This window comes from Klenkia terrae, from assembly GCF_900491935.1.
Lineage (GTDB): Bacteria > Actinomycetota > Actinomycetes > Mycobacteriales > Geodermatophilaceae > Klenkia > Klenkia terrae.
Window position 1 is genome coordinate 2,384,831 of the sequence record NZ_UEXK01000004.1, and the last position, 26,589, is coordinate 2,411,419.

General features: G+C 73.5%; 22 protein-coding genes and 2 pseudogenes. 11 read left to right on the plus strand and 13 right to left on the minus strand.

Translation table 11 applies throughout. From position 1 onward, the window contains the following. Window positions 1-108 precede the first annotated feature (108 nt). Window positions 109-1,950, minus strand: a complete 1,842-nt coding sequence (locus LFA75_RS12140) for a hydantoinase B/oxoprolinase family protein (protein ID WP_225233897.1) — start codon at window positions 1,948-1,950, stop codon at window positions 109-111. After that, the gene (locus tag LFA75_RS12145; RefSeq protein WP_225233898.1) at window positions 1,947-4,007 is read right to left on the minus strand and encodes a hydantoinase/oxoprolinase family protein; all 2,061 of its coding nucleotides are present in this window, start codon (window positions 4,005-4,007) and stop codon (window positions 1,947-1,949) included. The genes LFA75_RS12140 and LFA75_RS12145 overlap by 4 nt, the downstream gene beginning before the upstream one ends. Before the next feature lie 70 nt (window positions 4,008-4,077). On the opposite strand from LFA75_RS12145, the gene LFA75_RS12150 reads away from it, so the two are divergent. The 4 genes from LFA75_RS12150 to LFA75_RS12165 all read left to right on the plus strand — a co-directional run bounded on the left by LFA75_RS12150 (window position 4,078) and on the right by LFA75_RS12165 (window position 8,615). Continuing rightward, window positions 4,078-4,797 carry a DUF6882 domain-containing protein gene (locus LFA75_RS12150; RefSeq protein ID WP_225233899.1) on the plus strand — a complete coding sequence of 240 codons (720 nt, stop codon included), beginning with the start codon at window positions 4,078-4,080 and terminating at the stop codon, window positions 4,795-4,797. Window positions 4,798-4,898: 101 nt separating this feature from the next. Continuing rightward, complete coding sequence (locus LFA75_RS12155) at window positions 4,899-5,837, plus strand: AurF N-oxygenase family protein (RefSeq protein ID WP_225233900.1); 939 nt, start codon at window positions 4,899-4,901, stop codon at window positions 5,835-5,837. Between the two features lie 12 nt (window positions 5,838-5,849). Then, a complete protein-coding gene (locus tag LFA75_RS12160; RefSeq protein WP_225233901.1) occupies window positions 5,850-7,286 on the plus strand; it encodes an FAD-dependent oxidoreductase in 1,437 nt (478 codons plus the stop codon). Window positions 7,287-7,478: 192 nt separating this feature from the next. Further along, window positions 7,479-8,615 carry a serine hydrolase domain-containing protein gene (locus LFA75_RS12165; RefSeq protein WP_225233902.1) on the plus strand — a complete coding sequence of 379 codons (1,137 nt, stop codon included), beginning with the start codon at window positions 7,479-7,481 and terminating at the stop codon, window positions 8,613-8,615. A gap of 93 nt (window positions 8,616-8,708) precedes the next feature. Here LFA75_RS12165 and LFA75_RS12170 read toward each other — a convergent pair whose 3' ends face one another. The 3 genes from LFA75_RS12170 to LFA75_RS12180 all read right to left on the minus strand — a co-directional run bounded on the left by LFA75_RS12170 (window position 8,709) and on the right by LFA75_RS12180 (window position 11,461). Next, entirely contained in the window at window positions 8,709-9,530 is an 822-nt protein-coding gene (locus LFA75_RS12170; protein ID WP_225233903.1) for an SDR family oxidoreductase, read from the minus strand. A gap of 38 nt (window positions 9,531-9,568) precedes the next feature. Beyond that, complete coding sequence (locus LFA75_RS12175; protein ID WP_225233904.1) at window positions 9,569-10,930, minus strand: mechanosensitive ion channel family protein; 1,362 nt, start codon at window positions 10,928-10,930, stop codon at window positions 9,569-9,571. A 75-nt stretch (window positions 10,931-11,005) separates the two neighbouring features. Further along, entirely contained in the window at window positions 11,006-11,461 is a 456-nt protein-coding gene (locus LFA75_RS12180; RefSeq protein WP_225233905.1) for a DUF1707 SHOCT-like domain-containing protein, read from the minus strand. A gap of 279 nt (window positions 11,462-11,740) precedes the next feature. On the opposite strand from LFA75_RS12180, the pseudogene LFA75_RS24095 reads away from it, so the two are divergent. Then, window positions 11,741-11,827: pseudogene (locus tag LFA75_RS24095) on the plus strand (hypothetical protein); the annotation flags it as partial. A 111-nt stretch (window positions 11,828-11,938) separates the two neighbouring features. On the opposite strand, the pseudogene LFA75_RS24100 reads toward LFA75_RS24095, so the two are convergent. From LFA75_RS24100 to LFA75_RS12210, 5 genes and pseudogenes are all read right to left on the minus strand, one after another. Continuing rightward, window positions 11,939-12,220 (minus strand): annotated as a pseudogene (locus tag LFA75_RS24100) (SRPBCC family protein); the annotation flags it as partial. After that, on the minus strand, window positions 12,217-14,628 hold the full coding sequence (gene cutA / locus LFA75_RS12195) for an aerobic carbon-monoxide dehydrogenase large subunit (protein WP_225233906.1): 2,412 nt from the start codon (window positions 14,626-14,628) through the stop codon (window positions 12,217-12,219). The gene cutA and the pseudogene LFA75_RS24100, both read right to left, overlap by 4 nt. Then, on the minus strand, window positions 14,625-15,140 hold the full coding sequence (locus LFA75_RS12200) for a (2Fe-2S)-binding protein (RefSeq protein ID WP_225233907.1): 516 nt from the start codon (window positions 15,138-15,140) through the stop codon (window positions 14,625-14,627). The genes cutA and LFA75_RS12200 overlap by 4 nt, the downstream gene beginning before the upstream one ends. Continuing rightward, on the minus strand, window positions 15,137-16,012 hold the full coding sequence (locus tag LFA75_RS12205) for an FAD binding domain-containing protein (RefSeq protein ID WP_225233908.1): 876 nt from the start codon (window positions 16,010-16,012) through the stop codon (window positions 15,137-15,139). The genes LFA75_RS12200 and LFA75_RS12205 overlap by 4 nt, the downstream gene beginning before the upstream one ends. Continuing rightward, window positions 16,009-17,478, minus strand: a complete 1,470-nt coding sequence (locus tag LFA75_RS12210; protein WP_225233909.1) for a uracil-xanthine permease family protein — start codon at window positions 17,476-17,478, stop codon at window positions 16,009-16,011. Before LFA75_RS12210 ends, LFA75_RS12205 begins: the two co-directional genes overlap by 4 nt. Before the next feature lie 194 nt (window positions 17,479-17,672). Here LFA75_RS12210 and LFA75_RS12215 point away from each other — a divergent pair, with 194 nt between their 5' ends. Together LFA75_RS12215 and LFA75_RS12220 are read left to right on the plus strand one after the other, a co-directional pair. Further along, on the plus strand, window positions 17,673-19,154 hold the full coding sequence (locus tag LFA75_RS12215; RefSeq protein ID WP_225233910.1) for an FdrA family protein: 1,482 nt from the start codon (window positions 17,673-17,675) through the stop codon (window positions 19,152-19,154). Beyond that, the gene (locus LFA75_RS12220; protein WP_225233911.1) at window positions 19,151-20,557 is read left to right on the plus strand and encodes a YlbE family protein; all 1,407 of its coding nucleotides are present in this window, start codon (window positions 19,151-19,153) and stop codon (window positions 20,555-20,557) included. Before LFA75_RS12215 ends, LFA75_RS12220 begins: the two co-directional genes overlap by 4 nt. A 19-nt stretch (window positions 20,558-20,576) precedes the next feature. Here the strand turns inward: LFA75_RS12220 and LFA75_RS12225 are convergent, their stop codons facing one another. Then, window positions 20,577-21,398 carry a mycofactocin-coupled SDR family oxidoreductase gene (locus LFA75_RS12225; RefSeq protein ID WP_225233912.1) on the minus strand — a complete coding sequence of 274 codons (822 nt, stop codon included), beginning with the start codon at window positions 21,396-21,398 and terminating at the stop codon, window positions 20,577-20,579. Window positions 21,399-21,499: 101 nt separating this feature from the next. On the opposite strand from LFA75_RS12225, the gene LFA75_RS12230 reads away from it, so the two are divergent. The 4 genes from LFA75_RS12230 (at window position 21,500) to LFA75_RS12245 (ending at window position 24,456) form a co-directional block, all read left to right on the plus strand. Next, entirely contained in the window at window positions 21,500-22,066 is a 567-nt protein-coding gene (locus tag LFA75_RS12230; RefSeq protein WP_225233913.1) for a TetR/AcrR family transcriptional regulator; helix-turn-helix transcriptional regulator, read from the plus strand. A 32-nt stretch (window positions 22,067-22,098) separates the two neighbouring features. Continuing rightward, on the plus strand, window positions 22,099-22,893 hold the full coding sequence (locus LFA75_RS12235; protein ID WP_225233914.1) for an SDR family NAD(P)-dependent oxidoreductase: 795 nt from the start codon (window positions 22,099-22,101) through the stop codon (window positions 22,891-22,893). 34 nt (window positions 22,894-22,927) lie between these two features. Continuing rightward, window positions 22,928-23,962: an isopenicillin N synthase family dioxygenase gene (locus tag LFA75_RS12240; protein WP_225233915.1), complete on the plus strand. Its 1,035-nt coding sequence runs from the start codon at window positions 22,928-22,930 to the stop codon at window positions 23,960-23,962. A gap of 71 nt (window positions 23,963-24,033) precedes the next feature. Then, window positions 24,034-24,456: an organic hydroperoxide resistance protein gene (locus LFA75_RS12245; RefSeq protein ID WP_318249987.1), complete on the plus strand. Its 423-nt coding sequence runs from the start codon at window positions 24,034-24,036 to the stop codon at window positions 24,454-24,456. Between the two features lie 52 nt (window positions 24,457-24,508). Here LFA75_RS12245 and bar read toward each other — a convergent pair whose 3' ends face one another. Continuing rightward, window positions 24,509-25,612 carry a barbiturase gene (bar, locus tag LFA75_RS12250; RefSeq protein ID WP_225233916.1) on the minus strand — a complete coding sequence of 368 codons (1,104 nt, stop codon included), beginning with the start codon at window positions 25,610-25,612 and terminating at the stop codon, window positions 24,509-24,511. Next, a complete protein-coding gene (locus LFA75_RS12255; RefSeq protein ID WP_225233917.1) occupies window positions 25,612-26,589 on the minus strand; it encodes a carbamate kinase in 978 nt (325 codons plus the stop codon). The genes bar and LFA75_RS12255 overlap by 1 nt, the downstream gene beginning before the upstream one ends.

The following is a 26,589-nucleotide window of genomic DNA, read 5'->3' on the forward strand; positions in this document are numbered from 1 at the left end:
GTCTCGGCCTGTTCCTTCTGCGGTTCGGTCATGCAACCAGCCTCGCGCGCGCGGGCGCGCTCTGCAGGGTGGGCCGCGGTCGACGCCGGCCCACCCCGCAGGCGGGGCCTACAGGACGTCGAACTCGTTGAACGCGGCGCCGCCGGACAGCGTGGCGTAGCCGGGGCCGCGGTCGAAGAACGGCTCCTCGCCGGTGCGCTGCGACCGCATCTCCGCGCGCAGGGCATCGGTGGCGGTCAGGTCGGCGTCACCCTCGCCGTCCACCACGACCCCGTAGTCGCGGCGGGCGCCCTCGACGCTCACCTTGAGCCAGGCGATGTCCTGCAGCACCTCCTCGACCGGGCGCTCCAGCGGGTCGCCCCAGCCACCGCCCCCCGTCGTCCGGACGCGGACGACGGTGCCGGCGGTCAGCGGCTCGGCGTCGGCGAGCGCGTCGACCTCGTGCTCGTCCGGGCCGCCCGGGTCCACGGTGATCTGGAACGGCCGGCCGGCCTTGCCGCCCTTGACGCCCCAGCAGGCCAGGATCGAGCGGTCCGCGATGGACATGAAGTGCGCGTCGCGGAGCACCCGGATGTGCTTCTCGTAGCCGCAGCCACCCCGGTACCGACCGGGGCCGCCGGAGTCCAGCGCCAGGCCCAGGGCCTCGATGCGCAGCGGGAAGCGACCCTCGGTGAACTCCGTGGGCAGGTTCCGGGAGTCCGGGACGACGTGGATGGTGTCCTCGCCGTCGGCGTAGTACCGGCCGCCCGAGCCGCCGCCGAGCACCTCGCGCATGAGGTAGGACTCGCCGTCGGCGTCGGTGCCGTAGACGCCGGTGTAGCGGATCGTCTCCTGGTCGGCGGGCATCCGGCCGCCGGTGGCCTTGGCCAGCACCCCGGCCAGCACGCCGAGCAGCCGCAGGATCACGAACGTGCGGGCGTTGGTGGGTGCGGGGAACACCGGGGTGAGCAGCGTGCCCTTCTCCGGGAAGCGCATCTCGATCAGCGGGACGACGCCCTCGTTGACGTCGAGCTCGGCCATCCGCTCCGGGGTGGCCGCCAGGTTGCGCAGCACCGGGGCCAGCCACTTCTTGAGGAAGTTGCCGTCGGAGTAGTCGCCGCAGTGGTTGATCGGGCCCTTGGCCTGCGGGCCGGTGCCGGTGAAGTCGATGATCAGCGGCACCTCGGCCGTGGAGTCCATCGTCAGCGTGATCCGCTGGCGGTGCAGCATCGGCTCGTCGACGCCGTCGTGCTCGGCGTAGTCCTCCCAGACGTAGGTGCCGTCGGGGATCTGGGACAGGATCTCGGTCCGGTAGACCTCGGTCGAGCTCGACAGGATCGCGTCGAAGCACGCCTCGACCGCCGCGACGCCGTACCGCTCGAACAGCTCGCCCAGCCGGCGGGCACCGGCCAGGCAGGCCGAGCACTCGGCGTCCAGGTCGGCGGCCAGCGAGTCGGGCATCCGCGAGTTGCGGGTCATGATCTTCAGCGCCGACTCGTTCGGCACCCCGCGGTCCCACAGCTTGATCGGGGGGACCATCAGGCCCTCCTCGAACATGCTGGTGGCCGCCGAGGGCATGGACCCGGGGACGGCGCCGCCGATGTCGTCGTGGTGGCCGAACGCCTGGATGAACGCGACGACCGCGCCCTCGGCGAAGACCGGCACCGTGACGCACAGGTCGGGCAGGTGGCCGATCCCGCCCTCGGAGAGGTAGACGTCGTTGTGGAAGAAGACGTCGCCCACGTTCATCTGGTCGATCGGGTAGTCCCGCACGACCGGCTGCACCAGCGCCGAGTACGACCGGCCGGTGAGCTTGCGCAGCTGCCGGTCGTGGATGCCGGCCCGGAAGTCGTGCGCGTCGCGGATCATCGGGGAGCGCGAGGTCCGGCCGATGGCGGTCTCGACCTCCATCTCGATCGCGGCCAGCGTGCCGGCGACGATCTCGACCAGGACCGGGTCTGCAGCGGTCATCGCGAGGACTCCTTGGTGAGCAGCAGGTTCGAGTAGCTGTCGACGGTGGCGGTGAAGCCGGGGTGCACGGGGACCGTGGAGCCGAACTCCTCCACGACCGCCGGGCCGACGACGACGTCGCCGGGCTGCAGCTGCGTGCGGGCGTACAGCGGGGTCTCGGTCCAGTCGTCGAAGAAGACCGGCCGGGTGCCGGTGACGGCGTCGGCGACGGTGCCCTCGGTGCGGTCGGGCAGCGCGACCAGGTCGGGACGGCGGATCGGGCCGATGCCGCTGACCCGCAGGTTCACCCACTCGACGGCCTGTCGCGGGTCGGCGGCGAAGTCGTAGCCGTAGAGCTGCCGGTGCGCGGCGTGGAAAGCGGCAGCGACCTCGTCCAGCGGCCCGTCACCGACCGGCACCCGGACCTCGAAGGCCTGCCCGACGTAGCGCAGGTCCGCCGTCCGCTGCATCCGCTGGTCGGCCCGGGCGAAGCCCTCGCCGTCCAGGGCGGTGGCGGCCTGCTCCTCGAGCCGGCCGAAGGCGGTGGCCACGGCGTCGGCGTCCAGCGCGGTGTGCTTGGCGACCATCGTCTGCACGTAGTCGTTGCGCACGTCCACGGTGAGCAGCCCGAACGCGCTGACGTTGCCCGGGTTCGGCGGCACCAGGGTGCGCGGCAGGCCCAGGATGTCCATCAGCCGGCAGGCCAGCAGCGAGCCGGAGCCGCCGAAGGTGGTCAGCGTGAAGTCCCGGACGTCGAGGCCGCGGGCGACGGTGACCTGGCGCAGCGCGTTGGCCTGGTTCCACGCCGAGATCTCCAGGATCCCGGTGGCCGTCTTCTCCGTGGCCAGACCCAGCTTCCCGCCGAGGGACCCCAGGCCGCCGCGGGCGGCGTCCACGCTGAGCGGGATCTCCCCGCCGAGCAGGTGCGGGGGGATCCGGCCGAGGACGACGTGCGCGTCGGTGACCGTGGGCTCGGGGCCCCGGCTGGGGTAGCACATCGGGCCCGGGTCGGCGCCCGCGCTCTTCGGGCCGACCTTCAGCGTGCCCTCGGGGCTCAGCCAGGCGATCGAGCCGCCGCCGGCGCCCACGGTGACCACGTCGATCATGGGGATCTTGGACGGGTAGTCGCCGACCGTGCCCTCGGTGGTGAGCGCGGGCTCGCCGTCGATGACCACGGTGACGTCGGTCGAGGTGCCGCCGCCGTCGCAGGTGAGGATCCGGTCGAAGCCGGCGGTCTGCGCGATCAGCGCGGCGCCCAGGGCGCCGGCGGCCGGGCCGGACAGCATCGTCGTGATCGGCTGGTGCACGACCTCCTCGGCGCTCAGCACGCCGCCGTTGCTCTTCATGACGTAGAACGGCACGCCCGGGGCCAGGGAGTCCAGCCGCTCGCGGATGCTGGTGACGTAGGCGCCGACCTTGGGCTTGACCGCGGCGTCGACCAGCGTGGTCACCGACCGCTCGTACTCCCGGTACTCCCGCAGCACGCCGGAGGAGATGGAGACGACGCAGTCGGGGTGCTCGGTGCGCAGCACCTCGAGCATGGCCAGCTCGTGGGCGTCGTTCGCGTAGGCGTGCAGGAAGCAGACGCCCACGGTGGTGATCCCGGCGTCCTTGAAGAAGGTCGCCGCGGCGACGGCCTGCTCCCGGTCGAAGGGCCGCACCTCGGCGCCGCTGTGGTCCAGCCGCCCGCCGACGGTCTTCACCAGGTCCGCCGGCACGATCCGCGGCGGCTTGACCCAGAAGTAGCTGTTGCCGTAGCCGTCGGGCACGGACTGGCGGGCGATCTCCAGCACGGAGGCGTAGCCCTCGGTGGTGATGAAGCCGATCCGGTCGAGCTTGCCCTCGAGCAGCTGGTTGGTGGCCACCGTCGTCCCGTGGCTGACCGCGGTGACGGCGTCGCCGGTGAGGTCCATGAGGTCCAGGACCTTCTGCACCCCGGCCAGGAACCCGTCGGCCGGGTTGCCCGGGGTCGACGGCGTCTTGGTGGTCGTCGTGGCGCCGGTCTCCTCGTCCACCGCCACCACGTCGGTGAACGTGCCGCCGGTGTCGATGCCGATGCGTACCCGCCTGCTCGTCATGGGATTTACCTTAGCGTTGAGACATCTCCGGCGGAAGGGTTCGGCGACACCGCCCTGGCAGGGTGGCGGTGTGACGCTGACCCTGGCCGACCTGTGCGACGACGCCGCTCTGCTGTCCTTCGAGACCCAGCTGCACCTGGCCGAGGTGATCGGTGACCGGCGCTGGGACGTCGACCTCGCTGCCGGCCGGTTCGTCTTCGGCGGCGGCACCGGTGAGCACACCGAGGACCTGGTCTGCGCCCGGGTGCACCTGCTCGGGTCCGCGGCGCCCGGTCCGCGGTCCTGGCTGTGGTCCTGGGCCACCTCCCAGGGCTGGTCGGACGACGTCACCGACCTGGCCCGCTGGCTGCGCGGGTTCGGCCAGCAGCAGGGCGTCCGCGAGCTCGTCGAGCCCGAGGTGGGCTTCGCCGACGTCCCCGGTGCCGACGACCCGCTGGTCGCCGGCGCGGTGCTGATGGACGCCGCCAAGGCCGCGGCGGGTCGGTGGGCCGGGTACAGCGGTCCCGTCGGTGGCGGCACCCGGGCGGCGTTCCTCCTGGAGCACCCCTCCTTCGTGCTGCCCGCACCCGAGGGGGTGCGCGTGGTCCGGGTGCTCAGCGAGGGGCTGATGGCCGCACCCCTGCTGACCGACCACCGGCGCGCCGTCGCCGCCTACGCCGCCGCGCGCCCGCTGGCCTCCCGGTGGTCGCCGGACGGCACCGAGGTGGAGCTGTCCCTCCCCGGCGCCGTCGTCACCGTGCGCTTCGACGAGCTGGGCCGCGTCGGGGGCATCGCCAGCACGCTGGGCTGACACCGTGTCGTGGGGTTGCAGGTACCGGCGCCGTCCGTCATGCTGTTACACGTGACCGACGGTTACACGCACTCTTCCCCGACTGCGGAGGAACGCCAGCCATGACCAGCACCCTGCCGAACCCGACCACCGACCACCTCGGCGCCGCGTTCAGCGCGCACGAGCGGGACGGCGAGGCGGTCTCCGCCCGGCTGCTGGACTCCGCCGCCCAGCTGTCCTACGACCCGGCCACCGAGGTGGACTGGGACGAGCCGCTCGGCGAGGGGCTGCACGGCCTGAACCCCGAGTGGAGCACGCTGTACGGCACCAAGCTGTGGGACGAGATGACCGAGGAGCAGCGGGTCACGCTGACCCGCCACGAGGTCGCCTCGATCATGAGCACCGGCATCTGGTTCGAGATGATCCTGCAGCAGATGCTGCTGCGCGAGCACTACGCCGGGGACACCACGCGCAAGGACTTCCAGTTCGCGCTGACCGAGATCGCCGACGAGTGCCGGCACTCGATCATGTTCGCCCGCGCCTGCGAGAAGCTCGGCGCGACCGGGTACTCGCCCAAGCGCAGCGGCATCGAGCTGGGCCGGTTCTTCAAGACCTTCGCCGGTGCCGAGCGGGCCTTCGGCGCCGCCCTCGTGGCCGAGGAGGTGCTCGACGTCATGCAGCGCGACTGGATGCGCGGCGAGGACGTCCTGCCGATGATCCGCACCACGAGCCGGATCCACGTGGTCGAGGAGTCCCGGCACATGACCTACGCCCGCCAGGAGATGCGCGAGTCGCTGGTCGGGGCGTCCCGGGCCCGGGTGCGCTCCTCGGCCCTGCTGATCGCGATCGTCACCTCGGTGGTCGTGACCAACCTGGTGCACCGCGACGTCTACACCGCCGCCGGCCTGGACGCCGACCGCGCCGAGCGCGAGGCCGCCGGCAACAAGCACCACCAGGCCATGATGCGGACCAGCAGCCGGCACCTGATGGCCTTCCTCGGCGAGTGCGGCATGCTCACCGGTCCCGCGGTGGCGATCTACCGCCGCCTGCACATGATCTGAGGCCGGCCCGCCATGGCGTTCGCGATCACCCAGAACTGCTGCTCGGACGCCTCCTGCGTCTCGGTCTGCCCGGTCAACTGCATCCACCCGACACCGGACGAGCCGGAGTTCGGGCACACCGAGACGCTCTTCGTCGACCCGGCCACCTGCATCGACTGCGGGGCCTGCGCCGACGCCTGCCCGGTCGACGCGATCGCGCCCACCTGGGTGCTGCGCGCCGACCAGCAGGTCTACGCCCAGGTCAACGCCGACTGGTTCACCCGCCCCGACGCCCCGGCCGCCCCGGTATGGGACGCCCCGCGCTTCCCGACCGTCGACCTGTCGGCGATCGGCCGGCTCGAGGTGGCGATCGTCGGCACCGGTCCGGCCGCCGTCTACGCCGCGCAGTCGATCCTGCGGGCCACCGAGGCCCGGGTGACCTTCCTGGACCGGCTGGACACCCCGGGCGGGCTGGCCCGCTACGGCGTGGCCCCCGACCACCCGGGCACCCGCCGGGTGCTCGAGCACACCACCGCCGTCCTCCGGCACCCCCGGGTCACGCTGCGCACCGGGGTCGAGGTCGGCCGCGACGTGACCCCGGCCGAGCTGGCGCAGCGCTACGACGCCGTCCTCTACGCCACCGGCGCGGCCGGCGACAAGGCGCTGGGTGTGCCCGGCGAGCAGCTGGCCGGCAGCGTCTCGGCCCGCGAGGTCGTCAACTGGTACACCGGCCACCCCGAGGCGGCCCCGGTGGACCTGTCGCAGGTGCAGCGGGTGGTCGTCGTCGGCACCGGCAACGTGGCGCTGGACGTGGCCCGGATGCTCGCCGGGGACGCCGGGCGGCTGGCCGGCACGGCCACCTCGCCGGCGGCGCTGGCTGCGCTGCGCACCAGCGCGTTGCGCGAGGTCGTGGTGGTCGGTCGGCGCGGTGCCGACGCGGCGGCCTGCAGCCGGTCGGAGCTGCGGGCGCTGACCCACCTGGACGGCGTCCGCACCGTGCTCACCGGCAAGGCCCCCGACGGCGCGGCGCCCGGCAGCCTGGGCGAGCTGTTCGCCGGGCTGGACCGGTTCGACGACGACCTGGCCGCCCCGCCCGAGCCCGGCCGCCGGATCGTCTTCGCCTTCGGGCTGGCCGCCGAGGAGGTGGTCGGCGACGAGCAGGTCGAGGGCATCACCTTCACCGGCACCGAGGGGACGACGACCGTGCCCGCCGAGCTGGTGGTGCGGGCGATCGGCCACCGCGGCACCGAGCTGCCCGGGCTGCCCTTCGACGACGAGGCCGGCCGGGTGCCGCACGAGGCGGGCCGGGTGACCGGTGCGCCGGTGGGCACCTACGTCGTCGGCTGGGCCAAGCGCGGCCCGTCGGGCGGCATCGGCGCCAACCGCTCGGACGCCGAGGAGACGGTGGGGTCCCTGCTGGCCGACGCCGCCGCCGGCCTCATCGGCCGCCCCGCCCGCTCGCGCCGCTGACCCCCTCCTCCCCCCAGCGTTGATCAGGGGGGTGCCGGGAATTCCGTCCTCCTGCACCAGAGCTGCTGCAGGAGGACGGACTCCGGCGCACCCCCCTGATCGACGGTGCGCCACCGGGCCTGGTCCTGGGGGGTGTGACCGTGGTCTCCTCCGTGCGCGGCCCGTGCGGACCGCTCGGACGAGGAGGTCTGGATGGATGTGACCGGGGACTGCGACCCGCGCTTCGAGGGCGTGCGGACGGCGCTGGCCGCGCAGCTGGACAGCGGCGAGGAGCTGGGCGCGGCGATCGCCGTCGACCTGGACGGCGAGCGGGTCGTCGACCTGCACGGCGGCTGGCGCGACGAGGCCCGGACGACGCCCTGGACGGCGGACACCCTGGTCAACGTCTGGTCGTGCACCAAGACGGTGACCAGCCTGGCCGCGCTGCTCTGCGTGGAGCGCGGGCTGCTCGACGTCTACGCGCCGGTCGCCGAGTACTGGCCGGAGTTCGCGCAGAACGGCAAGGCCGGCGTGGAGGTGCGGCACCTGATGTCGCACACCTCCGGCGTCTCAGGCCTCGACCAGCCCGCCGTGGTCGCCGACCTCTACGACACCGCCGCGGCCGCCGAGCGGTTCGCCGCGCAGGCGCCCTGGTGGGAGCCGGGCACCGCGTCGGGCTACCACGCGCTGAACCAGGGCCACCTGGTCGGCGAGGTGATCCGGCGGGTGACCGGGCAGTCGCTGACCGACTTCGTGGCGACCGAGCTGGCCGGACCGCTGGGCGCCGACGTGCAGATCGGCTGCCGGGAGGCCGACCGGTCCCGGGTGGCCCCCGTCGTCCCGCCGCCGCCGTTGCCGTTCGACCTGGCCGCGATGGACCCGACGAGCCCCGTCGTCCGGACGTTCACCGGGCCGGTGGCGGACGCGAACGACGCGAACACGGCCGGCTGGCAGGGCGCCGAGATCGGGGCCGCCAACGGCCACGCCACCGCCGTCGGGCTGCTGACGATGCTGCGGGTGCTGAGCCTGGGCGGCACCGTGGACGGCCGGGCGCTGCTGTCGCCGAAGACCATCGACCTCGTCTTCGACCAGCAGAGCGACGGCGTGGACCTGGTGCTCGGCGTCCCGCTGCGGTTCGGCATCGGCTACGGGCTGCCGGTGCCGCAGACCCTGCCGTTCATCCCGGAGGGCCGGGTCTGCTTCTGGGGTGGCTGGGGCGGCTCGCTGATCGTCATGGACCTGGACCGCCGGCTGACCATCAGCTACGTGATGAACCGGATGGGCCCCGGCATCATCGGCTCCGAGCGCTCGGCCGCCTACGCCACGGCGGTGTACGCCGCCCTCGGCTAGCCCCTGCCCGCGGTGATCATGGGGTTGCGGCCCGCTGGACACGCCGTCCCCGGCGCGTCGGTGGGCGACAACCCCATGATCACGGGGGGACCGTCAGCCCTGGGCGAGCTCGGCCAAGTGCTGGGTGTCGTTCCAGCTCTGCAGGCGGGACTCGTAGTCCTTGGTCGCGATGGCCAGCGGGGCGCTGCCGAAGAAGACCCGCAGCGGCGGGGTGTCCATGTCCACGAGCTGCAGGACGGCGGCGGCGGACGCCTCGGGGTCGCCGGGGGAGGACACCCGGGCCTTGCGCTGCTCGGCGGCCTTCACCCGGAACTCGTCGTAGGCGGGGTTCGGGGTGGCGTGCTTGGCCGAGGCGCCGGGCCAGTCGGTGTCGAACCCGCCGGGCTCGATCAGCGTGACGTGGATGCCGAAGTCGGCCACCTCGGCGGCCAGCGCCTGGGAGAAGCCCTCCAGCGCCCACTTGGACGCGTTGTAGATGCCGATGTTCGGGAACGCGGAGATCCCGCCGATGCTCGACACCTGCAGCACGTGCCCGGAGCCCTGCTCGCGCAGGAACGGCAGCGCTGCCTGGGTGACCCAGAGCGCGCCGAACACGTTGGTCTCGAACTGGGCGCGGGCCTCGGCCTCGGAGATCTCCTCGACCATCCCGAACTGGCCGTAGCCGGCGTTGTTGACCACGACGTCCAGGCGGCCGAGGTGGGCGTGCGCCCGCTCGACGGCGGCGAACACCGCCGTCCGGTCGTCCACGTCGAGCTGCACGGGGAGCAGCCGGTCGCCGAACCGGGCCACCAGGTCCTCCAGGGAGGCGGTGTCGCGGACGGTGGCGGCGACGGAGTCCCCGCGCTCGAGGGCGGCGATGGTCCACGCGCGGCCGAAGCCGCGCGATGCACCGGTGATGAACCAGGTCTTCGACATGCCACCTGGCAGCGCACCTCGAGCGCGGGGTGTTCCCGTCAGCGGCGGTCGTCCTGGTTCGGCGGCAGGTCCTCGTCAGTGATCCGGGGCAGCTGGGCGGTGCCCGGCTCGTCGGTGCGCTGCTGCTCCTCGAGGCGGTAGGGGTCCTCGGTGGGCATCGGCGGGCTGTCGTAGGCCTGCTGCGGGTCCGGCGCCGCGGTGGCCGCGGTGGACCCGGTCGACCAGGGCTGCGGCTGGCCGTACTGCTCGTCGTACCGCTGCTCCCCGGGCTGGACGTCGTCCGCGGCCTGGCCGTCGTACGGGGCCTCGTACGGCGCCTGGGTCTCGTACGGCGCCTCGTACGGGTCCTGCGTCCCGTACGGGTCCTGCGTCCCGTACGGCTGGGCGGCGGGCCGCCCGTAGCCGGACTGCTGCGGGTCGCCGGTCAGCGACTGCGGGTCGTAGGCCTGGGTCGGCTGGTAGCCGGACTGGTCGTAGCCCTGCGCCTCGGGGACCGGTGCGCCGTAGGCCTGCGGCGCGGCGGCCTGCTGCTGCGCGGCCCGCTCGGCGGCGGCCCGCTCGGCCGCCATCCGCTCGGCCTCGGCCCGCTGGGCCTGCTGCCGCTCGGCCTCCGCCCGCTCGGCCTGCTGCCGCTCGAGCTCGGCGCGCTGGCGCTCCTCCTCGGCGCGGCGGCGCTCGGCGGCGAAGCGGTCGGCCTCGGCCTGCAGCACCTCGCCGGCCGGCCGGGCCTGCTGGGCCTCGCGGCGGACGTTGGGGGCCTCGGCCTCCACCTTGCTCAGCGCGTTCTCCCAGCGCTGCCGCATCGGCACGATGCCGCCACCGCCGACGGCGACCACGACGACGCCCACGACCGCGACCAGCACGGCGTACAGGACGGCGTTCACCACGTTCTGGGCGATCTCCAGCTGGTTCAGCGCGGCGATGACGCCCAGCGCCAGGACCACCGTGGAGGCGGCCGTGGCCAGCGTGCGGGCGTAGCCCAGCGAACCCAGCGAGTTCTGCACCACGAGCTTCACCGCGGCCGCGATCGCCGCGGCGATGACCAGGATGAGGATCGCGACGAAGACCTTGGGCAGGTAGCCGATGATCGCCGACAGGTAGTCGCTGATCGGGTTCTGGCCGAAGACGCCGAAGGCGGTGGAGAGCACGAAGAGCATGACCGCGTAGAAGACGATCTTCGCCAGGATCTGCGAGGCGTCGTACGAGCTGTTCTGCAGGGCCCTCTTGATGCCGCCGCGCTCGACGGCGCGGTCGAAGCCGACCTTCTCGAGCACCTTCACCAGCAGCTTCTCCAACGCCTTGGCGATGAAGTACCCCACCACCAGGATGATGGCCGCGAGCAGCAGCTTGGGCAGGAACGTCACGATGTCGCTGAGTGCGTTCCGGAGCGAGTCGCCCATGGTCTGGACCTCCGAGTCGGGTGGGTGTGCTCCGGTCACCCTGCACCAGGTGGAGCCACTCCACCCGTCGAGACGTCAGGTCCGGGGTCGTCCGATGCCGCAGAGGTACAGCGTCAGCAGGACGACGCCGGGGGACAGCACGAACAGCGGCCACGGGAACGCCGGGTCGCCGGTGCCCAGGCTCACCGCTGCCCAGGTGACGACGTTGATCGAGAACACGCAGGCCCAGATGATCGCCAGCACCCGCATCGCGGTGCCGCCGCCGGTGTCGCTGAACACCGGCCGGCGTTCCCCGCGGACGGCGGGTTGCCGGGACGCCGCGGTCACCTCGGGCGGGGGCAGCGGCCCGAGGTCGGCGGTGACGGCGTCCAGGTCGCCCCGGGTCCGGGCCGCCCAGGTCAGCGCGGCCCGCTGGTCGAACTCGCGCAGCTCCAGCTGTCCCACCTCGACCGCGCGGCGCAACCGGGTCTCCACCAGAGCCCGCTCGGCGTCGGACACCCGTAGCAGGGACGGCGGCACCGGCTCGCTCACGAGCNGCGCACCGGGACACGTCAGCGGGCGGAGTCGGCGCGGGCCGCCGTCGACGCCGCTGTCCGCGCGATGGCCCAGGGAGATGTCGCGGCGGCTCGGCACCTGCTGGACAGCTGGCACGGCTGACCCACCGCGGTCGCACCGGCCCGGCACCGTGGCGCGGCGGACGGCGCTGCCCACGGGTCGCCGCCGTCGAGTGCTGAGCCAGGACGGTCACGAGAACCTTCTGGCCGCTCTCCTTCCGCACTCGGTGGAGCGCAGTGCCCGGCGGCTGCCAGGATGCTGCTCGTGAGCGAGCCGGTGCCGCCGTCCCTGCTACGGGTGTCCGACGCCGAGCGGGCTCTGGTGGAGACCCGGTTGCGCCGCGCGGTCGAGGTGGGACAGCTGGAGCTGCGCGAGTTCGACCAGCGGCCCGAGGTCGGCGGTGACGGCGTCCGCGTCGTAGGTCAGCTTGGTGCCGCCGTCGACGGCCTCCAGGGTGATCGGCACGGTGGCCCGCACGGAGCCCGGACCGCCGGAGCCCGAGGCGTGCATGACGTAGCGGGTCGGCTCCTGCTTGTCGGTCAGCTTGACCTCGCCGGCGTACACGCCGCGGATGGCGCCGACGCCGACCGAGACGGTCATCGCGTACTCGTCCTCGCCGGTGCGCTCCAGGCCCTGGCAGCCCGGGATGGTGCGGGCCAGCACGGCCGGGTCGGTGATCGCCGCCCAGACCTCCGCCGGGGGCGCGGACAGGGTGGCGGTGCCGTCGAGCTTCACGCGGGGACTCCAGTGGGTGCGGCGGGGACGCGCTCGGCGTCGGGGTTGCGGACCAGGTCGTAGAGCTCGGTCGGGCTGATCGGCATGGCCGCGATGCGGCGGCCGACGGCGTCCTCGATCGCCGAGGCGATGCAGGCGGTGCCGGGGATGACCCCGGCCTCGCCGGCGCCCTTGAGCCCGAGCGGGTTGAGCGGGGACGGGGTCTCCTGGTGGTCGATGACCACGTCGGGGACCTCGCTGGCGTAGGGCATGAGGAAGTCCATGAACGAGGCGTTCTGCAGCTGGCCGTCGCCGTCGTAGGCCATCCGCTCGTAGAGGGCACCGCCCACGCCCTGGGCGACCCCGCCGTGGACCTGGCCCTCGACGATCATCGGGTTGATGATGTTGCCGCAGTCGTGGACCACCGCGTAGTCGACGACGTCGATCTCCCAGGTGGTCGGGTCGATCTCCACCACCGCGGCGTGCGCGCCGGAGGCGAAGGTGGACCGGATGGGGGAGTAGTAGTCGACGTGCTCCAGGCCGGGGGCGTCGCCGACCGCGACGGGGGGCTTGCTGTCGTCGCCGGGGCCGGCGAACTGGGTGGCCTGCCGGGCGGCCTCGTCGAAGGCGTAGCGCAGCGGGTTGGACAGAACGGCCACGGTCCGCAGCGGGATCGACGCCCCGGGCGTGCCCTTGACCTGCACCAGGCCCTCGTCGATCTCGAGGTCGTCGACGTCGGCCTCCAGCACGTCCGCGGCGATCCGCAGCGCCTTGGCCCGGACGCCGCGGGCAGCCAGCGCGATGGCGTTGCCGCTCATCACCGCCGCCCGGGAGGCGAAGGTGCCCACCGCGTAGCCGAAGCGCCGGGTGTCGCCGGTGGTGACCTCGACGTCCTCGATCGGGACGCCGAGCTCGTGCGCCACGATCTGGGCGAACGCGGTCTCGTGGCCCTGGCCCTGCGACGTGAGGCCGGTGGAGACCAGCACCTTGCCGCTGCCCAGCACCTGCACGTGGCCGCCCTCGTAGGGGCCGGGGCCGGTGCCCTCGACGTACATCGCCATGCCGATGCCCAGCTGCTTGCCGCGGGAGGCGGCCTCGGCCCGGCGCTCCTCGGCGCGGTCCCAGCCGACCAGGGCGACCAGCTTGTCCAGCAGGCCCTCGTAGTTGCCCGAGTCGTAGATGACCGGCCGGCCGTCCTGGAACGTCAGGTGGTGGTCGTAGGGGAACTGGTCGGGCTGGATCAGGTTCCGGCGGCGCACCTCGGCGCGGTCCAGCCCCAGGTCCTGGGCGATCCGGTCCATCGTGCGCTCCATGGCGTAACAGCCCTGCGGGCGACCGGCGCCGCGGTAGGGAGTCACGATGACCGTGTTCGTGTAGACGCTGTCGATGCGCACCCGGTAGACCGGGACCGCGTACGGGCCCACCAGCTGGGTGGCCGTCACGATCGGCACGATGATCCCGTAGGGCGTGTAGGCGCCGTTGTCGTGCCAGGCCCGGACGTCGAGGGCGGTCACCCGGCCCTCGTCGTCGTAGCCCACGGTGATCTCCTGGCGCTGCTCGCGCTCGTGCGCCGAGGAGATGAAGTGCTCGCGCCGGTCCTCGGCCCAGTGCACCGGCTGGCCCAGCGCGATGGCCGCCATCGGCACCAGCAGCTCCTCGGGCCACGGGTGCACGATCTTGACGCCGAACCCGCCGCCCACGTCGGGCGCGATCACCTCGACCTTCTCCAGCGACAGCTGCAGCTTCGCCGCGATCGCCGCGCGCACCGAGGTGGAGGCCTGGGTGGAGGTGTGCACCCGCAGCGAGGAGTCGTCGTGGTTCCACACCGCGTGCACGCCCTTGCCCTCCATGGGCATGCAGGCGCTGCGCTCGATGTACTGGGTGAAGCTCAGCGTGCGGGCCGACGCGGCCAGGGCGGCCTCGACGTCCCCGGTCTCCTGGTGGTGCCGGGCGGCGACGTTGTCGGGCACGTCCTCGTGCACCGCGTGGGCGGCGGCGCGGGCGGCGTCCACGCCGACCACGACCGGCAGCTCCTCGTAGGAGACGGTGATCCGGTCGCAGACGTCCTCGGCCACGTACCGGTCGGTGGCGACCACCATGACCACGGCCTCGCCCACGTGCTGCACCACGTCGCGGGCCAGCGGGAAGCCGGTGCGCGGGGCGGTGAGCTGGGGGTGCGGGATGAGCACGGGCAGCGGCTCGGCCATCGGGCCCACGAGGTCCTCGTAGGTGTAGATGGCGATGACGCCCTCGACGTCCAGCGCGGCGTCCACGTCGATGCCCAGGATCCGGGCGTGCGCGTACGGGCTGCGGACGAAGGCCGCAGCGGCGGCGCCGTGCCCGATGTCGTCGGTGTACCGGCCGCGGCCGGTGATCAGCCGCAGGTCCTCGCGCCGGCGGACCGGCTCGCCCATCAGCTTGGTGGTCACTCCGCGGCCTCCTTCATGAGGCCCGCGGCGTGCCGGCAGGCCTTCTTGATGTTGGCGTAGCCGGTGCACCGGCAGAGGTTGCCGCCGACGATCTCGTCGACCTCGTCCTCGGTGATGTCCGTGCTGCGGTCGCGGGCCTCGAGCCCGGCCGCCATGGTCATGAGGAAACCGGGGGTGCAGAAGCCGCACTGCAGGGCGTGGCACTCGCGGAAGGCCTCCTGCACCGGGTGCAGGATCTCCCCGCCCCGGCCGTCGTCGCGGGCCAGGCCCTCGACGGTGGTGACCGCCTTCCCGTCGACCTGGACGGCGAGCACCAGGCAGGACCGCACCGGGGTGCCGTCGACCAGCACGGTGCAGGCGCCGCAGACGCCGTGCTCGCAGCCGACGTGCGTCCCGGTCAGCTGCAGGTCGTGCCGCAGCGCGTCGGACAGCAGCCGGCGGGCCGGCACGGTGGTTTCACGTGGCACACCGTTGACGGTGACGGAGATGGTGCGCTCGGTGGAGACGATCATCGGTTCTGTGCCTCCTGGGCGGCGCGGGCGAGGGTGCGTTCGGTGAGGACGCCGACCAGCAGCCGGCGGTAGTCCGCGCTGGCGTGCAGGTCGCCGTCGGGGTCGACGAGCGTGCGGGCCAGCGCGCCGGCGGCGGTCCAGTCGGCGCTGTCGACGGACTGGCCGACGACGGCGTCGGTCAGGTCGTGCACCTCGGGGACGAGGCCGACGGAGATGTAGGAGGCGCGGGCGGAGGTGACCCTCGAGTCCTCGTCGAGGGTCACGGTCACGCCGGCGCCGCAGACCGCGTAGTCGCCCTTGCGGCGGGACACCTCCTCGAAGGCGGTGCCGGTGCGCGGGGGCAGCGCGGGGAAGAAGGCCTCGGTGACGACGGCGGGGCCGTGCACCGAGGTCTCCAGCGGGCCGACGAAGAAGTCGGCCCAGCCGACGGCGGACGAGCCGGCCGGGGTCGCGACGGTGACGGAGCCACCGGTCAGCGCCAGCACGGAGGTCATCTCGCCCGAGGGGTCGGCGTGGGCGATGGAGCCGACGGTGGTGCCGCGGTTGCGGATGGCCGGGTGGGCGACGTTGGACGTCGCGCGGGCCAGCAGCGGCTGCACCTGCGCGGCCTCGGCGTGGTGCAGCAGCTCGACGTGCCGGACCAGGGCCCCGACCCGGACCCCAGCGCCGTCACCGCTGGGGGTGACGACGACGGAGTCCAGGCCGGGGATCCGGTTGATGTCCACCAGCGTGGCCGGGGAGGCCAGCCGCATGGACAGCAGGGGGAGCAGCGACTGCCCTCCGGCCAACACCTTGGCGCCGTCCTCGGTGAGGAGGGTCAGCGCCTCGTCGAGCGAGGTGGGGTCGGCGTAGCCGAAGGGCGCGGGCTTCACGGGTTGCGGGTCTCCCTCTCGATCGTCTGCGTACCGGTCTGCTGGTCCAGCGTGGAGGGGTCGGCGCTGCCGGCGGCGTCGTGCGCCCCGGTGTTGCCCAGCGCCGGCCCGGTGCCGTGCCGGAAGCCGTCCTCGGCCAGCAGGGACTCCTTCATCTCCCGGGGGGCGAGGGCCCGGGCCACGTGCCAGCCGACCACGGCCACGATCGTGCCCAGCGAGATGCCGCCGAGGGAGAAGTTGTCGGAGAACTGCAGGTTGACGTTGCCGACACCGATGATGATCCCGGCCGCGAGCGGCACCAGGTTGATCGGGTTGGCGAAGTCGACCCGGTTCTCCTTCCAGATCTTGGCGCCCAGCAGACCGATCATCCCGTAGAGGACGACGGTGATGCCGCCGAGCACACCGCCCGGGGTGGCGTTGACGACCGCGCCGAACTTGGGCACCAGGCCCAGCACGATGGCCACGATCGCGGCCACGTAGTAGGCGGCCGTGGAGTAGACGCGGGTGGCGGCCATGACGCCGATGTTCTCCGCGTAGGTGGTGGTGGGCGAGCCACCGACCGAGCTGGCCAGCACCGTGCCGACGCCGTCGGCGAAGACCGCACGGCCGAGCACCGGGTCCAGGTTGCGCTTGGTCATCTCGCCGACGGCCTTGACGTGCCCGGCGTTCTCGGCGATCAGGGCGATGACGGCGGGCAGCACCAGCAGCGAGAAGTTCACCGAGAAGCTCGGGGCGGTGAGGGTGGGGAAGCCGAACCAGTCGGCCGCGCCGACGCCGTCGAGGTTGACCCGGTCGTGCGCGCTGACCACACCGGCGCCGTCGGGCGCCGTGATCGGGCCGGAGAGGGCGTCGAGCACCAGGGACAGCACGTAGCCGAAGACCAGGCCGAGCAGGATCGAGATGCGCGACCAGAAGCCGCGCAGGGCCAGGGAGACCACGACGACGAAGGCCATGGTGGCCAGGGCGACCCACTGGTCCTGGGGCCAGTACGTCTGCGCGGCGACCGGGGCCAGGTTGAAGCCGATCAGCAGCACGACGGCACCGGTGACCGCCGGGGGCAGCACCTTGTTCACCACGACCGGCCCGGCCTGCTGGATGACCAGGCCGACGAGCGCGAGCACGACACCGGAGACCAGGATCGCGCCGACCACGTCGCCGGAGTCACCGCCGCCGGCCCGCACCGCGGCCACGCCGCCGACGAAGGCGGCGGAGGTGCCCAGGTAGGAGGGCACCTTGCCCTGCACGATGAGCAGGAAGACGATCGTCGCGATCCCGCTCATCATGATCGCCAGGTTGGCGTCCAGCCCCATGATCAGCGGGAAGACGAAGGTGGCACCGAACATGGCGACCACGTGCTGGGCACCGATGCCGACCGTCAACGGCCACGAGAGCCGCTCGTCGGGGGCCACGGCCTCGCCGGGCGGCGGGGTCTTCCCGTCGCCGTACAGCTTCCACCCGAACGCCATTGATGTTCCTCCTGCTCGGTGCGGCCACCACGGGCCGCGGACCCTGCCCGGCGAGCACGATCCCGCCGGGAGCGGCCACTGTGACACCGACCACCGACACTGCGGAAGTACCTCAGCGCTAAATCTTCGTACCCGTGATGTTGCCACCACATTTCTCTCACCGCTGAGGTACTTCCGGGGTAGCGTGCGCCACTGTGAGCGGCTCCGCACCTGACCCCACCGACGCCCGGCACGTCTCCCTCCGCAGCGGCGTGTACGCCGACTCGGTGAAGTTGATGCAGGTCAGCAAGGCGGTCGGCGGCCGCGACGGCGTCACCGCCGTCCTGGTCGCGATGGCCACCCCGCTGAACCTCGAACTCGCCGCCGGGATGGGCCTGTCGCCCGACGCCGGGGCGAAGCCCGACCAGCTGCTCATCGCCCTGCGCGCCGTCGACGAGGCCGAGCTGGCCGCCGCGATCACCGCGGTCGACGCCGCGCTGACCGCCCGGGAGGAGCGCGGCTCGGCCGACGCGATCCCGCCGCGCACGGTCGGCTTCGCCCTGGGCGAGCAGCAGGAGACCCCGCTGGCGATCATCAGCGTCCCCGGCCCGTACGCCGTCGCCGAGGCCATGGACGCCGTCGCCGCCGGCCGCAGCGTGCTGGTCTTCTCCGACGGCGTCCCGGTGGAGCACGAGATCGCGCTCAAGCGGGCCGCGCACGAGGCCGGGGTCCTGGTCATGGGCCCGGACTGCGGGACGGCGATCGTCTCCGGCGTCGCGCTCGGCTTCGCCAACGTCGTCCGGCCCGGGCCGGTCGGCCTGGTCGCGGCGTCGGGCACCGGTGCCCAGCAGGTCAGCTGCCTGCTGGACATGGCCGGCGTGGGTGTCAGCCACGTGCTCGGCGTCGGCGGGCGGGACCTGTCGGCCGCCGTCGGCGGCCTGGCCACGCTGGACGCGCTGCGGATGCTGGACGGCGACGCCGCCACCGAGCGGGTGCTGCTGGTCAGCAAGCCCCCGGCACCCGAGGTCGCCGAGCAGGTCGCCGGGACGGCCGCCGAGCTGGGCACCCCGTTCTCCAGCGCCGCGCTGAGCGCCGCCAGCCCCGACCTCACCGCCTCCGTCGAGGCGCTGCTGCAGGAGATGGGCGTCGACGTCCCGACCTGGCCGACCCGCGCCGGCGCCGACCGCGCGGTCCCGGCCGGTGCCGTGCTCAAGGGCTTCTACTCCGGCGGGACGCTGGCCGACGAGGCCATGCTGGTCGCCGCGCCCGCGCTGGGCGACGTCCGCAGCAACACCCCGCTGCGCCCGGAGCTGGACCTGGGCGCCGACTTCGGCGCGACGGGCCACGTGGTCGTCGACTTCGGCGACGACGCGCTCACCGTGGGCCGCGCGCACCCGATGATCGACCCCACGCTGCGGCTGGAGGCCATCGCCGGCCTCGCCGCGGGCGGGGAGCCCGCCGTCCTGCTGCTGGACGTCGTCCTCGGGTACGGGGCCGACCCCGACCCGGCCGCCGCGCTGGTCCCCGCCGTCCGCGACCTGCCGTTCCCGGTCGTGGTCGCGCTGGTCGGCACCGAGGGCGACCCGCAGGGGTGGTCCCGGCAGGCCGACGCGCTGGCCGCGGCCGGCGTGCACGTGTTCGCCTCCAACTCCGCGGCCACCCGGTACGCGATCGACCTGATCGGGGCTTCGAAGTGACCAACCTGCTGAGCGGACCGCCGGCCGTCGTGGCCGCCGGGGTCGACGTGTTCTCCGACGCGCTGCGCGCCCAGGGTGCGGCCGTCACCGACGTGGAGTGGCGGCCCCCGACGATCGGGTCCGCGGACGACCTCACCCAGCTCGCGCTGGACCCCCGCCGGGCCGCCGCGAACCGGGTCGCCGTGGAGCGGGTGCTGGCCAGCCGGTCCACCCTCACCGACGTCGCCCCCGCCTCGGAGGTCATCGGGCTCACCGGGCGCACGCTGCTGCACTCCGGCCCGCCGCTGAGCTGGGAGACCGCCTCGGGCCCGATGCGCGGTGCGCTGATGGGCGCCTGCCTGTTCGAGGGCTGGGCCGACACCCCCGAGGCCGCCGAGCAGCTGCTGGCCTCCGGCGGCGTCGCGCTCGACAGCTGCCACCACCACCGCACCGTGGGCCCGATGGCCGGCGTCACCAGCCCGTCGATGTGGATGTGGTGCCTGACCGACCCCACCGACGGCCGGCAGGCCTTCTCCAACCTCAACGAGGGCCTGGGCAAGGTGCTGCGGATGGGCGCCTACGGCCCCGAGGTGGTCACCCGCCTGCACTGGATGACCGACGTGATGGGCCCGATCCTGCAGGCCGCCGTCCGCTCGCGGCCCGAGCCGCTGGACGTCACCGGCGTGCTCGCGCAGATGCTGCAGATGGGCGACGAGGGGCACAACCGCAACCGGGCCGGGTCGCTGATGACCCTGCGCGAGCTGTCGCCCTCGATCGTCGCCGTGGACGCGCCCAAGGACGACATCGCCGAGGTGCTGCGCTTCATCGGCGGCAACGAGCACTTCTTCCTCAACCTGGGCATGCCCACGGCCAAGCTGGCCATGGACGCCGTCGGGCACGTGCCCGGCTCGACCATGGTGACGACGCTGGCCCGCAACGGCACCGAGTTCGGCGTCCGGACGGCGGGCACCGGCGACCGCTGGTTCACCGCGCCGGCCAACACCCCGGTCGGGCTGTTCCTGGGCGACTACGGCCCCGAGGACGCCAACCCCGACATCGGCGACTCCGCGATCATGGAGACCTACGGCGTCGGCGGGTTCTGCATGGCCGCCGCCCCGGCGATCGTCCGGTTCGTCGGCGGCACCGTGCCCGACGCGTTGGCCACCACCGAGCGGATGTACCAGATCACCCTGCAGGAGAACCCGGCCATGCAGGTGCCGATCCTGGGCTTCCGCGGCGCCCCCACCGGCATCGACGTGCTGTCGGTGGCCCGCACCGGCTGGCTGCCGCAGATCAACACCGGCATGGCCGGCCGGGTGGCCGGCACCGGCCAGGTCGGCGCCGGTCTGGTGCAGCCGCCGGCGTCGTGCTTCGAGCAGGCCGTCGCCGCCCTCGCCGAGGAGTCCCGCGCCGCCCTCGGCTGAGGGCGGCGCGGCCCCCGCGTCAGCGGATCAGCGTGCCCAGGTCCACGGGCAGCTGGATGCCGGTGATGTGCCGGGCCTCGTCCGAGGCGAGGAAGGCGACGGCGTTCGCGATGTCCTCGGGCTGGGAGACCTGGTCCGGCAGCGCCTGCATGAAGATCGGTGCGAGGGTCTGGGCGTTCGCCGCGATCAGCGGGCCCAGGTCGTCGACGGTCATGCCGGTGGCCACGCCGTGCGGGTGCACGGTGTTGACCCGGATGTTGTGCTGGGCCAGCTCGTTGGCCAGCGACTTCGCGTACCCCACGACCCCGTGCTTGGTCGCCGCGTAGGCCGACAGGAACGGCAGCCCGCGCAGCCCGGCCACCGAGCTGGTGATCACGATCGACCCGCCGGTGCCCTGCTCGAGCAGGGTCGGGATGGTCGCCTTGGCGGTGTGGAAGACGCCGGTCAGGTTGACCGCGACCGTCTCGTTCCACTGCTCGAGGGTGATCTCCCAGCTGTTGCCGGCCGAGCAGATCCCGGCGTTGGCGACGACGACGTCCAGCCGGCCGAGCTCGGCGACGCCCTCGGACACCGCCGCGGACAGCGCCGCGAAGTCGGCGACGTCGGCCTGCCGGGCCACGATCCGCCGGTCCTGCGCCTCGACCAGCCGCACGGTCTCGGCCAGGTCGTCGGCGGTCGCGCCGGCGTAGTGCGTGGTGGCCGGCTGGGCGCAGACGTCGACGGCGATGACGTCGGCGCCCTCCGCGGACAGCCGGACGGCGTGCGCGCGGCCCTGGCCGCGGGCGGCCCCGGTGACGAGGGCGACCTTGCCCTCGAGACGGCGGGAGGTGGGGGTGGTCATGGGGATCTCCTCCGGGCCTCGTCGGAGGCACGTCGTATTGGGTGCACTGAGTGCAACGTGAGCGTGGTCACCGTAGCGCCTGCTCGATTAGCGTGGGCGGCGTGCCGACGCCGGTCCGTGAGCAGCAGCGCCGCGACAGCTGGGCCGCCGTCCAGGCAGCGGCGTTGGCGCTGGTCAGCGAACGGGGCTTCGACGCCGTCACGGTGGAGGACGTCGCCGTGGCGGCCGGGGTCTCCCGCCGCACCTTCTTCAACCACTTCCCGACGAAGGCCGCTGCGCTCTTCGACCCGCACCCGGACGACGCCGAGGCCCTGGCCGCGCTGCTGGCCGGCGCCGACACCTCGGGCGGTGTCTGGCCGGCGCTGCGCGAGGTCTGCCTGGCCCTGGTGGCGCGGCAGGAGGAGGTGCTCGCCGTGCGCCGGCGGCTGGTCGGGGACCCCGAGCTGGATGCCTACCACCGCACCGCGCACCGGCACGTCGGCGAGGCGATCGACGGCTGGGTCGGCGCCCAGCTGCCCGACGACCCCTTCAGCGCCCGGTTGGTCGGCGAGACGGCCGCGGCGGTGCTGATGACCGCCTTCCTCAGCTGGTCCCCGGACGACGACCCGGCCCGCTTCGCCGAGCTGGTCGGCCGCGGGTTCGACCTCGTCGGCACCGGCTTCGCCTGACACCGGTCGGCCGGGTGCGCCAGGGTGGGCGCATGCGACTGGACCTCAGCGGGAAGACCGCCCTCGTCACCGGCTCCTCCCAGGGCATCGGCCTGGCCATCGCCACCGGGCTCGCCTCGGCCGGGGCCGCCGTCGTCCTCACCGCGCGCGGGGAGGGGAAGCTGGCCGCCGCGGCCGACGAGGTGCGGGCCGCCGTCGAGGGCGCCGAGGTCACCACCGTGGCCGCCGACGTCAGCACCGACGAGGGCACCGCCACGCTGCTGGCCGCCGTCCCGGACGTCGACGTGCTGGTCAACAACCTCGGTGTCTTCGGCGCCCAGCCCGCGCTGGAGATCCCCGACGACGAGTGGCGCCGCTACTTCGAGGTCAACGTGCTGACCGCCGTCCGGTTGATCCGGGCCTACCTGCCGGCGATGCGGGACCGCGGCTGGGGCCGGGTGCTGCAGATCGCCAGCGACTCCGCGATCGTGACCCCGGTCGAGATGATCCAGTACGGCGTCTCCAAGACCGCCCTGCTCGCCGTCTCCCGCGGCTTCGCCAAGGAGGCGGCCGGGTCCGGCGTCACGGTGAACTCGGTCATCGCCGGCCCGACGCACACCGGCGGGGTCGAGGACTTCGTCCACTCCCTGGTGCCCGGGGACCTGCCGTGGGACGAGGCGCAGCGCGAGTTCATGCGCGTGCACCGGCCGCAGTCGCTGCTGCAGCGGCTGATCGAGCCCGAGGAGATCGCCAACATGGTGGTCTACCTGGCCTCGCCGCTGGCCTCGGCGACCACCGGCGGCGCGGTGCGGGTGGACGGCGGCTACGTGGACTCGATCCTGCCGTGACACCGGCGCAATACGGGTGCGCCAGCCTGGAGGGGTGAGCTTCGAGGTCCCGGTCGTCGACATCGCGCCCTACGTCACCGGCGTGGGGGACCGGTCCGCCACGGCCGCCGCGATGGACGCCGCGTGCCGGACGGTCGGCTTCGTGCAGGTGGTCGGCCACGGCGTCCCGAGGACGGCGTCCGACGGGCTGGCCGCGGCGATGGATGCCTTCTTCGGCCTGCCCGCGCACGCCAAGGCCGCCGTCCGGACGCCGCCGGAGGTCAACCGTGGGTACAGCCCGCCGAAGAGCGAGTCCCTGTCGCTGAGCCTGGGCGTCGCGTCGGCGACCCGGATGAACGACTTCTTCGAGGCCTTCAACGTCGGCGCCTCGCAGGAGACCTACCCGGGCTCCCCGGGCCTGCCGCTGCCGGACTACGCGCCCAACACCTGGCCCGACGTGCCCGGCTTCCAGGACGCGGTGGACACCTGGTTCGGCGAGGCCGCCCGCGTCGCCCGAACCCTCACCCGGGTGTTCGCCGACGCGCTCGACCTGCCGGCGGACTTCTTCGACGCGATCACCGGGCACTCGCTCGACGTGCTGCGGATGAACAACTACGCGCTGCCGCCGGGCACCGTGGACCTGGACGGCGAGCTGACCGGGATGGGCGAGCACACCGACTACGGGATCGTCACCGTGCTCTGGGCCGACCAGGTGCCGGGCCTGCAGGTCCTCGGCGCCGACGGCGGCTGGCACGACGTCTCCCCGGTGGACGGCGCGCTGCTGGTCAACCTGGGCGACGTCACCGCGCGGCTGACCAACGAGCGCTGGACGTCCACCCTGCACCGGGTCAAGCCGCCGGTCGTGGACGGCACGATCCGCCGTCGGCGCTCGGCCGCGTTCTTCCACGACGGGGACGTCGACGCGGTGATCTCGGTGCTGCCGTCCTGCGTCGGCCCGGGCGAGGAGCCGCGGTACCTGCCGGTGACCGTGGGCGAGCACGTGGCCGCCAAGCTGCGCGGCTCGCGGGCCGGGGTGGTCAACACCGCCGCGGAGCGGGACGCCGCCCGGGTGCTGGCCGCCCGCGGCTGACCGGGGGAATCCCCCGGCCACCAGGCGTCTTGCGCCAGGTGGGAACCATCCCGATCTCCTGGAGGAACACCGTGCCCGTCCTGTACACCGCCATCGCCACCGCCACGGGGGACGGCCGCAACGGCCACGCCCGCTCCTCGGACGGCATCGTGGACGTCGACCTCGCCACCCCGGTCGAGATGGGCGGCGCCGGCGGCGCGACCAACCCGGAGCAGCTCTTCGCCGCCGGGTACGCGGCCTGCTTCCACTCGGCGCTGAAGGTCGTCGCCAAGCGCCAGGGCGCGACCCTGAGCGACTCCGCGGTCACCGCCGAGGTGGGCATCGGCCCGAACGACGCCGGCGGCTTCGGCCTCGAGGTCGCGCTGCACGTGGAGCTGGGCGGGCTGGACCAGGCCGCCGCCGAGGCGCTCGTCGAGGCCGCCCACCAGGTGTGCCCCTACTCCAACGCCACCCGCGGCAACATCCCGGTCACCCTCGAGACCACCGTCGCCTGAACGACCACCGGCCCGCCACCTCGACGAGGTGACGGGCCGGTGAGCTGTCGGGTCAGGCCTTGACGATGGCGGCGACGGGGCCACCGCCCGAGGGGCCCTGGTGCACCGCGGCGACGGAGACGAAGACCGCCGGGTCGCCGGTCACCGAGGCGGCGACGCCGCCGACGGTGGCCTTGATCTGGCGGTGCCAGAACACGTCGGAGTCGTCGAGCATCGCGTTGCGGCGGCCGCGGACGTAGCCGGTCGGGTCGGCCTCGCACTTGAGGAAGACGTTGACCAGGTTGTCGCCGAGGTCGGAGGTGCGCGGGCGCTCGGGCAGGTCGAGGCCGGCCTCGCGGATGGCGTCCCAGATGCCTTCCTGGTCCAGGGCGTCCTTCATGACCGAGTGGCCGATCCGGTAGTTGCCGCCGTGCCCGCGGGCGTTGCCGACGACGACGATCTGCGCCTGGTCCAGCTCGACGCCCGAGGAGCAGGAGGCGACGGCGGAGAACAGCGAGAAGTCCCGCATGACCTGCTTCTGCTCGGGCAGCTCGATCTCGCCCAGGGCCAGGGCGATGCCCAGCGCGGTGGTGCCGTTGGAGAGGTCCATCGAGCCGTGCGGCTCGTCGTAGTAGGTCTCCTGGCCGCGCGACTTGGCCTCGCGGATCGTCTCGATGGTCAGCAGCGGGGTCTTGGTCTGCACGTAGTGCACGTCGGCGGGGTCGGTGATGCCGGCCTCGGCCATCGCGCGCTTCACGCCCTCGGCGACCTTCTCGACCATGGTGATCCGGCCGATGTCCTCGGGCAGCAGCACCTCGCTCATCGCGAAGCCGACGGTCAGCCGGGGCTCATCGGTCTTCTCGACCGAGTCCTCGGGCAGCGTGGCGAAGATGGTGGCGTGCGGGCTGATGACGCCGTCCGTGCCGCCGGACCAGACGATCGGGATCTGCTTGACCTCGGCCTCGCTGCGGGTGCCCTTGGCCATCAGGACCTCGCGGAAGGCGCGGTCGGCGATGATCCGGGTGTAGTCGTTCACCCCGCCGTTGCCCTCGGTCTTGCCGATGACGGCGACCACGCGGTCGGCCTCCATGACGCCGGAGTCGATGAGCTTGGCCAGCTCGGAGGCGTCACTCACGTTGTGCAGCGGGACCTTGCGGACCTCGATCGGTGCGGGCATCAGGACTCCTCCTGGTTGGTGGCGCGGTTGATGACGGTGCCGACGGCGTCGTCGGCGACGGCTCCAGCGATGTGCTCGAGAGAGGTGATGACGGCGCGACGACCGGGCCCGCCGGCGACGAACCGCAGCGCGGCGTCGACCTTGGGGCCCATGCTGCCGCGGGCGAACTGGCCGGCCGCGGCGTGCGCGCGCAGCTCGTCGACGGTGACCCGGCCCAGCGGCCGGGCGTCGGGGGTGCCGAAGTCGACCATCACGTGGTCCACGTCGGTGGCGATGACCAGGGTGTCGGCGCCGAGCTCGGCGGCCATGAGCGCCGCGGTCAGGTCCTTGTCGATGACGGCCTCGACGCCGCGCAGGGCAGCGCCGTCCCGGCCGTCGTCCACGACCGGGATGCCGCCGCCGCCGGCGCAGACGACGACGAACCCGGCGGCCGCCAGCGCGCGGATCGCGGGGGAGTCCAGCACCGAGCGGGGCTCGGGCGAGGCGACGACGCGGCGCCAACCCTTCTCGCCACGGTCCTCCCAGCGCTGGCCGAGCTCCACGAAGCGCTGCGCCTGCTCACGCGGCAGGAATCGGCCCACCGGCTTGGTCGGCTCGGCGAACCCGGGGTCCTCGGCGTCGACCAGGGTGCGGGTGACCAGGGCGGCGGTGCGCTGGTCCAGGCCGCGGGCGGCGAGGGCGGCGTCCAGCTCGTCGACGACGGTGAAGCCGATCGTGCCCTGGGTCTGCGCGACGTTCCAGTCCAGCGGGACCGGGGGGACCTCGTGCGCGGCGAGCTCGTTCTTCACGAGCAGGTTCCCCACCTGCGGCCCGTTGCCGTGGGTGACCACGACCTCCGCGCCGGTGGCGACGACCGCGGCCACGTGCCCGGCGGCGACGGCGATGGCCGCCCGCTGGGCGCCGGGGGTGGCCGAGCCGTCCGGCCCGGTCATCGCGTTGCCGCCCAGGGCGATCACGACGCGGCGTTGCGAGGTCAT

What these genes read in the sequence shown, in the direction of transcription:
- LFA75_RS12140 (WP_225233897.1), bottom strand. Translation starts at nt 1,950, where the DNA reads ATGACCGCTGCAGACCCGGTCCTGGTCGAGATCGTCGCCGGCACGCTG.
- LFA75_RS12145 (WP_225233898.1), bottom strand. Translation starts at nt 4,007, where the DNA reads ATGACGAGCAGGCGGGTACGCATCGGCATCGACACCGGCGGCACGTTC.
- LFA75_RS12155 (WP_225233900.1), top strand. Translation starts at nt 4,899, where the DNA reads ATGACCAGCACCCTGCCGAACCCGACCACCGACCACCTCGGCGCCGCG.
- LFA75_RS12160 (WP_225233901.1), top strand. Translation starts at nt 5,850, where the DNA reads ATGGCGTTCGCGATCACCCAGAACTGCTGCTCGGACGCCTCCTGCGTC.
- LFA75_RS12165 (WP_225233902.1), top strand. Translation starts at nt 7,479, where the DNA reads ATGGATGTGACCGGGGACTGCGACCCGCGCTTCGAGGGCGTGCGGACG.
- LFA75_RS12170 (WP_225233903.1), bottom strand. Translation starts at nt 9,530, where the DNA reads ATGTCGAAGACCTGGTTCATCACCGGTGCATCGCGCGGCTTCGGCCGC.
- LFA75_RS12175 (WP_225233904.1), bottom strand. Translation starts at nt 10,930, where the DNA reads ATGGGCGACTCGCTCCGGAACGCACTCAGCGACATCGTGACGTTCCTG.
- LFA75_RS12200 (WP_225233907.1), bottom strand. Translation starts at nt 15,140, where the DNA reads ATGATCGTCTCCACCGAGCGCACCATCTCCGTCACCGTCAACGGTGTG.
- LFA75_RS12210 (WP_225233909.1), bottom strand. Translation starts at nt 17,478, where the DNA reads ATGGCGTTCGGGTGGAAGCTGTACGGCGACGGGAAGACCCCGCCGCCC.
- LFA75_RS12225 (WP_225233912.1), bottom strand. Translation starts at nt 21,398, where the DNA reads ATGACCACCCCCACCTCCCGCCGTCTCGAGGGCAAGGTCGCCCTCGTC.
- LFA75_RS12235 (WP_225233914.1), top strand. Translation starts at nt 22,099, where the DNA reads ATGCGACTGGACCTCAGCGGGAAGACCGCCCTCGTCACCGGCTCCTCC.
- bar (WP_225233916.1), bottom strand. Translation starts at nt 25,612, where the DNA reads ATGCCCGCACCGATCGAGGTCCGCAAGGTCCCGCTGCACAACGTGAGT.
- LFA75_RS12255 (WP_225233917.1), bottom strand. Translation starts at nt 26,589, where the DNA reads ATGACCTCGCAACGCCGCGTCGTGATCGCCCTGGGCGGCAACGCGATG.